This is a genomic window from Streptomyces sp. NPDC052101 (assembly GCF_040680235.1).
Classification (GTDB): Bacteria; Actinomycetota; Actinomycetes; order Streptomycetales; family Streptomycetaceae; genus Streptomyces.
This window is the reverse complement of sequence record NZ_JBFAWH010000086.1, coordinates 1-8,611: the sequence shown is the minus strand read 5'-3', so window position 1 is coordinate 8,611 and position 8,611 is coordinate 1. Positions and strand designations below refer to the sequence as shown.

The 8,611-nt window shown below is 70.1% G+C and carries 5 protein-coding genes, 1 tRNA gene and 1 pseudogene; 3 read left to right on the top strand and 4 right to left on the bottom strand.

The features are described 5' to 3' along the window. Positions 1-106 precede the first annotated feature (106 nt). Positions 107-337, top strand: a pseudogene (locus AB0L75_RS43585) (DUF664 domain-containing protein); the annotation flags it as partial. Positions 338-533: 196 nt separating this feature from the next. Here AB0L75_RS43585 and AB0L75_RS43580 read toward each other — a convergent pair. Next, complete coding sequence (locus AB0L75_RS43580) at positions 534-1,097, bottom strand: dihydrofolate reductase family protein (RefSeq protein WP_365191851.1); 564 nt, start codon at positions 1,095-1,097, stop codon at positions 534-536. Between the two features lie 295 nt (positions 1,098-1,392). On the opposite strand from AB0L75_RS43580, the gene AB0L75_RS43575 reads away from it, so the two are divergent. Further along, complete coding sequence (locus AB0L75_RS43575) at positions 1,393-1,563, top strand: hypothetical protein (protein ID WP_365191850.1); 171 nt, start codon at positions 1,393-1,395, stop codon at positions 1,561-1,563. A 2,600-nt stretch (positions 1,564-4,163) separates the two neighbouring features. Here AB0L75_RS43575 and AB0L75_RS43570 read toward each other — a convergent pair. After that, positions 4,164-4,346 carry a hypothetical protein gene (locus tag AB0L75_RS43570; protein WP_365191849.1) on the bottom strand — a complete coding sequence of 61 codons (183 nt, stop codon included), beginning with the start codon at positions 4,344-4,346 and terminating at the stop codon, positions 4,164-4,166. A 1,489-nt stretch (positions 4,347-5,835) separates the two neighbouring features. On the opposite strand from AB0L75_RS43570, the gene AB0L75_RS43565 reads away from it, so the two are divergent. Further along, positions 5,836-5,931, top strand: a tRNA-Cys gene (locus AB0L75_RS43565). Positions 5,932-6,056: 125 nt separating this feature from the next. Here the strand turns inward: AB0L75_RS43565 and AB0L75_RS43560 are convergent. Both AB0L75_RS43560 and AB0L75_RS43555 read right to left on the bottom strand, forming a co-directional pair. Continuing rightward, a complete protein-coding gene (locus AB0L75_RS43560; protein WP_365191848.1) occupies positions 6,057-6,773 on the bottom strand; it encodes a DUF4232 domain-containing protein in 717 nt (238 codons plus the stop codon). Positions 6,774-8,259: 1,486 nt separating this feature from the next. Continuing rightward, a complete protein-coding gene (locus AB0L75_RS43555) occupies positions 8,260-8,511 on the bottom strand; it encodes a hypothetical protein (protein ID WP_365191847.1) in 252 nt (83 codons plus the stop codon). Positions 8,512-8,611: the final 100 nt, after the last annotated feature.

Sequence of the window (8,611 nt, the reverse complement as noted above, 5' to 3'; positions counted from 1 at the left end):
TCGCCCCAACTACCCCTTGAGCAGCACCAACACACCTACACGCCAGTGACACACAAAGCCGAACATCCCAGTGACATCACGACCGAACCTCACAGTGCCGGCCGTCGACGTGCTCGACGGATATCGGCAGGAGGCAGGGCTCGCCGACGTCGTCATCACCTATACCCCTGCTGACGCCGACCTGGCCTGGTGGCCCCACGACCTGTTCGGCGAACCGCACCTGCACACTCTGCGCGACGTCCTGCTGCACGTCATCACCGAGACTGCATGCCACGCCGGCCACCTCGATGCGACACGGGAACTCATCGACGGTCGCCGCTGGCTGGTCCTGACCTAGCACTGCGGTCGGCTTCGTGATAATTGAGGGGCGTGGCGGGCCGTTCGCAACCGAGGCGAACTGGCGAGACTGGCACACCGAGCCCGGCTGGGAGACTCCTGCCTTGCTCGACAACGTCCCGACCTTTGGTTTCAACTGATCAGCCGGGATCCAGCGGCACTGGGCGGCACCATGGAGATCGATAGCGGGACAGCGCTTAGCGCGCCACGCGGTAGCGGAGGTAGACGACTCTTGAGCTGAAGGTGCGGGTCTCGACGAGTTCGAGATCCACCCGGTGCTCACGCTGGGGAAAGAACGGAATGCCACCGCCAACCAGCACCGGGTAGACCCTGGCCCGGTACTCGTCGATCAGACCCGACGCGGCCGCCTCGGCGGCGAGAGTCGCGCCGCCGATCGCGATGTCGCCCTCCCCCGGCTCGGCTCGCAACCGCTCGATCTCCTTCGCCAGGCCGCCGGAGGCCAGGCGGGCATTGCCCTGCACCGCCGACAGCGTGGTGGAGAACACCACCTTGGGGAGCGGCTTCCAGAGCACGGCCCACTCGAGCATTGAGTCGTCGAGCGATGGATCCTGGTCGGCGGTCTCCCAGTACAGCATCGTCTCGTACAGCCGTCGTCCCAACAGGTGGACGCCGACCTCTCGTATCTCGTCGGTGACGAAGCGAAAGATCTCCTCGTCGGGCGCCGTCCAGTCGAAGTCGCCGTCCGGCCCGACGATGTAGCCGTCAAGTGAGACGCCCATCGAATAGGTCACGCTGCGCATCAGGAATCCTCCTCGGTAGCGGGTTCGACAGTACGACCGCCGGACGCTGCAGGCTCATCGCGGCTCGCGGGATGCCATGGGCCGAGTTACCTCACGGTCTACGGGTGCGCCCTCAATGAGCCAGAACTGCCCACGTCGCCCAGTGCGGCACTCCCCCGGCCAGGGCCCGTAGGCCGGAGCAATGAGGGTCAAGGTGCACTGGCTGCTGTTACAGAGCGTCATGGTCCGGGATGCGGCAGCTGTTCCCGCATGCAAGCCTGAACTCAATCCCCTCCCGACCAAGGAGTGAAGCCCCATGGGCATCAAGGACGAAATGCAGGGCAAGGCACAGCAGGCCAAGGAGAAGGCCCAGCAGGCCAAGCAGCAGGCGCAGCAGCGCGGTCAGCAGTCCCAGGACAAGGCCCGCGGCAGGCAGCAGGAGAGTCAGCAGTCGCTCGACGACCTCCGAGACGAGTTCGACGAGTAATACACACGCGCGTGTAGTCCACAGCGGCAGCCGGCATCACCTAGGAACTGGTCCGTCGCACCCCTTTTGAGTCCCCCTCACCGCAGTCGTGGTGAGGGGGACTCAATCGTTCCCACTGGCTGCTCAGTCTTCTTGGACACCGCCAGCCATTGCCCGGAGCGGGCCCCGTCGGCGTCCTCTGGCACGCAGCTGAGTGAGCAAGACGTCTGGGTCGTATCCTTCGTCGCCAGGCTTGGTCAGAGCCTGTCTGATGGGCCTGGCGCTGATCAGGCTTGGTGCAGGATTCCTGACAACGGACGGGCTACACGTATCAGTGTGCTTCTGTGCTTCACTATGATGGCGAGATAGATTCTGGATTAGAAAATGCCGTGCCGCAGGAGTTCCGTCCACACCAGCGGGAAGCCGTCGACGTGGTACTCCGCCACCTGGATTTGTCTGCAAGATCTCTGGTGCCGGAGACGCCGGTGTGGTCGCTCGGGTCGGGCTGGGGTTGCGGTGTGCAGACCGGGCTGGTCGGTTGTCGACGAAGGCCGTTTGGAGGGCGCCGATCGCCAGGGGGAGGCGCATGGTGTCCTGCGTGCTTGCGGTGCCCGCGAGGAGCACTCGTCCTGCGCCGCGGTCTCCTGCCAGTGATCGGCGATGGTGGTCCCGTACGGGACGCTGTGCGCCGGCGGGGGCCCTCCACGTAGCCGGGGGCGCCCGCGGGGCCGGTGCATGGCTATTGGGCGGGTCCGTATGGGGTGGTGTCGCTGGCCGGCGGGGGCTGCTCGGGTCTTGCCGGTGGATGTGTAGCGTGTTCCCCATACTACTGGAGCGCATCGCCCAACTGGGCCTGCTGACCCCTTACGTGTTCTGCCGGAACCGCGGTGAGGCCGCTGCTCATGGTGGTCCAGCCGACCGCGGTCCCGTGCATGATCACGACGCCTGACCTCCCTGTCTCACCGGCGTGCACATCCGGTCAGCAGGGTTCGGGGACCGGCACGGTGGCTGACGCTCCGTCTCCGTGGTGCGCCGGCCGCCGGCTTCACCGCCTGGGCGCTCACCATCGCAGCGGCAAGCGCGTGGTCGTAGAACTCGTCAGGCCGCAGGGCCATGATCCGAAGACTGGTCCGGCATCGACACCCAGTGAGGACCGGGCGGCCTGACTCCTCCCCGGTGGGGGGGGCAAACGGCGTCGGCCGCTGATATCCGCAGATCAGCGGTTCACCGGATCGACAGACGCGGGCGCCGGGATGTCGCTGGAGCGGCCCTGGACGCCCCCGGCCGCTGAACTGCAACCGGGTGCCGTCGCAGTCCGGGTCCGGCCCGGCGGTGCGGGCGGAGCCCCTGCAGGTGGGTCCACCCGCCGGTCGGCTCTGGCGGCGCCATGCGCAAGAGGCCGCGTACGGGGGGCCTGGCCGGCGGTACGGCTGAGCGGTCCATGGGTTCGCGGGAAAGCGGGCAGTGTCCGTCTTCGCCCGGCATGCGGCGCCTGTGGAAGCAGCCCGTGCGGCTGACTGGCATCCAGGTCCCGCGGGCGCAGTCGTAGCTGTTCTCCGGCTCCGGGACATCCAAGACGGTCTCGCCGCCCGTCGGGCATAACCCGCTTGCCCCCGGGGTCTGGTGGCGACGGTACCAGTGGGTGTCGCACCCCGACACTCCCCGCACAAGCATGGTCTGCCTCACCTCCACCGCCGACGGCTACCAGCTGACCGCCGCCCCTGCGCCGGGCGCGGTCCCGGAAAGTTCACTGCCTCGGGGTGATCGCCGAGCGTCGACTGACCATGCGTCACGTCGAATCCGCCTGCGCCACGTGGAACGAGTTCCCTGACGAGCATATGGGCCTGTCGTCGGCTCGGGGCGGGCGACCAACGCCTGAAGACACTGCTCAAGGCCCTGCCCGCCCACCGCAAAATCGCCGCCGCACGCGAACTGGAAGAACGCGCACGGCAGGTGACCAAACCCAAGGCAGCGTAGAAACAGGCCGTACGGCCCCGCGGCGACACCGGCGAGAGTCATACTGGCTCCGCTCCGGGCCAGGCACGTGCAAGAGTACGCCGAACGGGCCCCGGCACGCTCCCGCCGAGCACACCGGGCCCGTTCGCTGCCCCGCGCGCGCCCCGCCGCACACCCCAGACGCAGCGGCCGGACCGGGAGCAGCCGGCCGGGTGGTATGCACGCAGCGGGCGCCAGACCGGTGCCTGTCCGGCTGTTGCACCGCCGCGGCGCCGGATGTCCTGGACGTGGCCCGCGCCCTGGTGGCGGCCGTCGCCACCGGCCGCGAGGCCGGAGCCGGCCGGGCCTCCATCGGTGCGGCACTGGGCGACTGCGCACCGCCGCCGCCCGCCGCTACCGCACCGCCGCCACCGGCCGTTGGCCTGCACAGGGTTCGCAATCCGCAACTCCGCTAAGGCGGCGGGCGGTCCAGGGAAGGGTCCCGGCCGGGACACTTCCGGGTGTTCCTGTCCAGGCCCTTGCCACCCTCGTGGACAGCCCACGGGTGAACGCGACGGCAGCAGGGCCCTGCTCGGGGTCCTCCCTGTTCAGAAGCTGTGTCACATCCTCTTTTCGCAGGTCACGGCAGAAGGTGATGGCGATTCCCGGAAACGCGCACAGCCCCGTCAAAGGGACACAGGATGTCCGAGGAGGCCAGTGACATCGTCCAGGGCGCCGTCGGCGTCGGTGGGAGCCGCTGCCACGGTCGTGGCGGAAGTGTGCGCCGTGGGGGTCGCGTCGGCGACGCCTGCGGCGAGGAACCCGGTGGTGATCAGTCCGCTGAGGATGAGGGCGATGCGCTTGAGCATGTCTGTCCTCCTGCCGTGGTTGGGAGTGATTTCGACCCTAGGCACGGCACCTACGCAGCGGCGGGCTGTGCCCGGCTGTCCGGGTGATGACGGACGATCTGCGGGTTGCCGCGCGCCCGTCTGTTCACCGGCGTCCAACAGAACGGCGAACGAGGTCACTGTCGCGCTTCATGGGTCGTGATCTGCGCAAAGAGGATGTGACACAGCTTCTCAGCCGCTACCTGCCTCTACGAACGCCTCGTCACCGGCCTTGCCGCGGCCTTGAGAACCGGTGCGATGGCCGATGCCGTCGCCTCGGAAGCCCGCAAGGCAGCCGGCGCCGGCACCAGGCCCGAGGAGCCTCAGCGGTCGCCACCCGTCGGCGGCCGGACCAGGACGCCTCCGCCACCCGCGACTGCCAGGGCCCTCTCTTTTTTGCTGCCCGCCAACCGGGCCCCTGCCCCTGGCCGCCCACCACCAGCACCTGCGACTGCGCCGACCCGGCCACCCCACCACGATGAAGCACCGGCAAAGGAAGGAACCCGGCCGGACGCAGGATCCTTTTGACGCCCGAGCAGCAAGCTCACGGTGAACCGCAGACACCATCCCGCCCCACAGCGCGAGCAGATCGCGGACCTGCCTCGTCACCCTGAAACGTGAACGCGGCCGCGGCCCCCTCCGGCCCTCACGGCGCGCCGCAGACAGCCGGTTCCACACCGTGCGCTGCGAGACACCCAACGCCGAAGCCACCAGACGCACATGAACCGTGCCCAGCTCGCCCCGCCCGTCCAGAGACGGCATGCGGTGATGCGGATCGGTGTGCCTGCTTGCGCGTGCGTGTGGCTGGAGAGCCTGCGCCTCCCGGGCGAACGCGTCGACGGCGTTTGGGCTGCCCGGGGTCCGGTGCTGTCGGGCGGCCGGGCGAGTCATGAGGCTGCGGTTGCTCGGTTGGAGGTGACCACAGTGCTGCACACCCGGCGCCGGCAACACCCACTTCGTCAGCGCCCTTCACCACCAAACCGGCACCACGACCTCGGCAAACCACCCACCCCCCACCCACCACCGACAGGCCCGCTCCCCCACTGAAACCAGAACACCGACCACTGAAAACCAACCGCCGGACAACATGGGGAGCGGGCTTCATCGATCCTGTGCTTCCAGTCGTCCAGTTCATCGCGGCCGGACACACGCCGGCGAGCGCCAAGAAGCGGGCGGCTCAGGTGCCCGCCTGGCACAGGGCCGATCCGGTCCGCAGACGATCGATGCCTTCACACTGCCGATCCGCGGATGAACGCGCCTTCGCCGACAAGACGCCGGAACGCACCACAACGCCCCTCGGCTCGCACAGCCGCCACAAGCCGCTGTCATACCCACCCGTGACACCGGGTGCCGTTGAGCGGTGGAAGGAACCAGACCACCCATCAGCAGCACGTCAGAGCCGCATCAGCCGCCCCTGGCACCGTAGTACTCGTGAACGGCACCGCGGGAGACCGCACAAGCCGGAACACAAGGAGAGGTGCCCGGAGCGGCTGAACGGGGACCCGGGGCAGCAGCCCCAAGTCGGACCCCCACGGGGTCCACGCAGGTTCGAATCCTGCCCTCTCCGCTGCACATAGGGAACGTTGTGTCAGGGCCTGTTGTCCGCGGCCCGCGAACGGGCACGAGGAAACACCCGCACCAGCGCGCCGCGGCCCGGCGGGCAAAGTACCGCCGCTGGTCCGGCCCGGCGTGCTACGGCATGCTTCCCGGGCCCGGCTGGATCGCACTGACGCTCAGGATGCCCACAGTCCCGGCGCAGGCCGTCGAGTTGTAGGCGACGTACATCGGGGTCGTCTGGCCCGGCGGGTAGACCTGCAGGTACTGCGCGGCCGTCGGATGGCACTGTGTCGCGGGGTAGTTGCCGGCGTCCGTGATCCGCAGCAGCGCGTTGCCGGTGGCCCCCGGCGCCAGCGTCACCAGCGCGCGGGGAGCGGTGGTGTTCCGCGTGGCGGCCGGACCGATCTGGCGGACGGGGCTGCCCCCGGCGAGCGACACCCCGGGATAGCCGTACAGGGTGCAGGTGGTCTGGGAGATGTTGGTGAAGTCGATCACCTGGTAGACACTGCCCGCGGCACCCTGACTGGCACCCGGTCTGGCGCTCACATAACGGGTCGGGCAGGCAGCGGTACGTCTGTGCGCTGTTCCGGCCGGTTGCGCCTGGGTGCCCGTGCCGGTACTGCCGGCCCCAGCCGTGTGAGCCGCCGCCGGCGTCGCCGCGGCCGACGTTGCCGCGGCGGCCGGCGTCGTCCCGGCCGGCGCCGTCGTGGCCGATGCGCCAGAAGCCGCGGCCGCAGCCGTGCCACCCGAGGAAGAGGTGGCCGGGCCCGCGCTGCAGCCGGCGGCGAGCACCGCGACACAGGTGAGCGCGGTGGCCGGGAATACCCGCCGGAGCGTGAGCGGAGATGACATCGCGGTTGCCTTTCTGCTGACCAGAGCGGCTCAATCGGCCGTGTGACACTCATGACGCCGCAGGTGCCGCAACGGTTGTACCGGAGACGTCCCGGCGGTTTCACTGTTATGTGACGCCGCTCGCGGCGTGGACGGCTCGGCGGCGTGGACGGCTCGGCGGCCATGGCGCCGAGCGGCGTCCCCACCCTGCGAGACACCGCCGCGTGACGGGCATCCGCCGGCCGTCCCGCGCCTGACCCCTCGCGCGGACGTCGCGGGCTCATCCGGCGCGCATCACCTCGCGGACCGATCACGGTGGTCACGTTCCGTACGGCGTGCCGGGCGCTGCCGGTGCGGTGCCCGGGGCGCGGTATGCCCTCCGGGCGGGTGCACGGCCGGTACACGCGAAAGCCGCGGGATGCGCCGGCGGACCGACACCGGCAGCCGGTGGTGATCGAGTCCGTGGCGCGGCGGTTCACGTGCGGCGACTCCCGCCGTGCCGCTGTGCCGGTGTGCCGGTGTGCCGGTGTGCCGTTCGCCGAGCGGGTGGAGGGCCTGCACCGGCCGCACGCCCGACACGCCGGTATCACCGCAGATGCTGTCGTCGATCGCGCTCGTGCCGGCGGGACGTCCCCGGGGCCAGGCCGGCCGCACTACAGGGGATACCGGCGGCCAAGGACGTGCTCCCGGGCCTGTTCCATACCGGTGCGGACCCGCCGTCCGGCCTGGTCGCAGTACCGGGCGCTGATGATTTCGCCCTCCGCAAGGGCGGCTCCTGCGCGACCGTCCTGGTGGGCCTGGAGGCCCACCGCCCACCGCCCACTGCCCACTGCCCACTGCCCACCGCCCACCGCCCACCGCCCACCGCCTACTGCCTACTGCCCACTGGGCGTTGGACGTTGGACGTTGGGCGTTGGGCCCGGCCGGGATGCCGAACCCCTGGCCTCCTGGCGCGCCGGCCACCCGGGATCGAGGGGATCTGCCGCGGCCGGGCCGGCGGCGACGCCGAAGGCGCCCGCACCGGGGCCCCAACGCCCTGCGGGCCGTCGACAGGCCGGCGTCTGTGGCGCGTGGCGCCGTGAGGCGCTGATGGACCCTGCGCAGGTGAGGCCTTCACCGCCGCCCTGTCGCAGCAGAGCGCGGTGAAGCCGGGGCAGTGCGGCCCGAAAGGTGCCGGAGAGGGCGGCGTGCAGCCCCGGCGACCGCCGCCGCACGCCGAAGCAGCCGCCCCTGCCAACTCCCCCGCGCCACGGCACTCCCCCCGAAGCGGGTGGAGGTAGTTGTTCGCCATCGGCGTGGCCTGGGGCCGTTGCCGGCATGGTCCCGCAGGCTCCCGACGCAGTGGCCGCACCGGTCACCGGATGCGTCCGGGACCTGCCGGGCCGAGCACGGGAGCGGACCGGCCCAAGCCGGCGATGTACTGCCCGGGCCCCCGGTACGGCCCTGCTGCCGGCGGCAGGGGTCTTGGAACACTGCTGCCCGAACGCCGCAGCCCAGCGCCCCGGACTCAGGAGGACGGCGTGGGGCCGGGCATCTGCTCGCTGATCCACTGCATGGGCCCCTCCATCTCCTTCAGGTAGGTGGCGCCGTTATGGGTGCCGCCGGGTATCTCCCACAACCGGGTGTGGACCGGGCCCCTGCCGTAGGTGGCCATGAAGTCCTTGATGGCGTTGATGGTCGCGGCGTTCTCCCTCGTGCCGACCTGGAACGCGACGTAGACGTCCGGCCCCTTACCGGCCGCCAGCCGCTTGGCCAGCACCTGGGGAGGGTCTGTAAAGCGAGCGGTGTAACTGGGCTTGATGTGGCTAGAGTTGGCCTGCGGTGAGGCGGCCATCAAAGGCCAGGTCGAAGGCGTTCAT